The organism is Pseudovibrio sp. Ad37, assembly GCF_001623075.1.
GTDB lineage: Bacteria > Pseudomonadota > Alphaproteobacteria > Rhizobiales > Stappiaceae > Pseudovibrio.
Genome location: NZ_LMCF01000201.1, coordinates 1 through 1,017, shown reverse-complemented (window position 1 = coordinate 1,017; position 1,017 = coordinate 1). Strand labels below are relative to the sequence as shown.

Genomic DNA, 1,017 nt, shown 5'->3' with positions numbered 1-1,017 from the left:
GGCTGCGCTCATACCATGCTCCCCGCAAAGCTGCGCAACGGGAATACCGCTTTCTCCCTGCTTCAAAATTGCAATAACCTGCGCGTCGCTAAAACGAGATTTCTTCATAAATTCAGTCCTCAATATGAGGCAACACTATCTCTACTTTTAAACTCGATCAATTTCAGGGGGGATTACCAGCTGATTCCTGCCTCTATAGCTGGAAGAAATCAGATTTTGATGGCAAGTTTCGGTTCATCAAAAATGAAAGAATTGTTGCTGCCCCTATGGCCAGTTAAGGAGGGTAATAATGCCTAAAGCTGCTCGTGTTAGTGATACTGGGTCAGGACATGGTTGTCATTTCCCGCCCACTCCAATCATCTCAGGTAGTCCTGTTGTGAAAATAGATGGTCTACCTGCCGCTCGTGTTGGAGATTCGCTAAATCCACACGGGTGCCCTGTGTGCCCAGCTCCACCGCATCCACGTTCAGTCTCGGCAGGTTCTTCAATAGTGACCATTGATGGTAAACCTGCTGCCCGCGTCGGTGATGCAATCGGCTGCGGTGGAAGCATCACTTCCGGTTCGCCGATTGTGACAATTGAATAAGGTGCTAGGACTTAGGTAAACATGCTCATTTGTTCGGTGTCTGCAAGAAGGTTTGAGCAGAAGGTTACTAAAAATTCCACGTCAACGTCATGTCAACAACTATACTCAGTTTGAGCTGCATGTGTTCTCTTTCAAAGACGTTGAATGTGTCTGAATGTCGTTTAAGTGCACAAGAGAAATCAGAAAAATATAGGCTATCTCATTGAAATGTAAGAATAGCTCCTGATCAGCCCCACTTGAGTGGTCCGGTTTGAAAGTTAGTGCATGACTGGCCTTTGGTCTACTGGAATGATTACTTCAGGATCCGGTGGGCGGAAGTTCAGCGCACTATGGGGGCGTTTGGTATTGTAGTGTATCCTCCACCTTTCGATGATTATTTGGGCTTCACGCAACGAGTAAAAGGTCTCACCATTCAACAATTCGTCTCGCAT

At 46.5% G+C, this 1,017-nt stretch carries 3 protein-coding genes; 1 reads left to right on the top strand and 2 read right to left on the bottom strand.

Annotation, left to right across the window (positions count from 1 at the left end; translation table 11 throughout):
* A partial coding sequence (locus PsAD37_RS28205; RefSeq protein ID WP_153039732.1) for a transposase occupies nucleotides 1-108 on the bottom strand: 108 nt, incomplete at its 3' end.
* A gap of 181 nt (nucleotides 109-289) precedes the next feature.
* Here PsAD37_RS28205 and PsAD37_RS21255 point away from each other — a divergent pair.
* The gene (locus tag PsAD37_RS21255; RefSeq protein ID WP_063297839.1) at nucleotides 290-586 is read left to right on the top strand and encodes a PAAR domain-containing protein; all 297 of its coding nucleotides are present in this window, start codon (nucleotides 290-292) and stop codon (nucleotides 584-586) included.
* Between the two features lie 257 nt (nucleotides 587-843).
* On the opposite strand, the gene PsAD37_RS21250 is transcribed toward PsAD37_RS21255, so the two are convergent.
* The coding region (locus tag PsAD37_RS21250) for an integrase core domain-containing protein (RefSeq protein ID WP_153039754.1) at nucleotides 844-1,017 on the bottom strand (174 nt) is incomplete at its 5' end.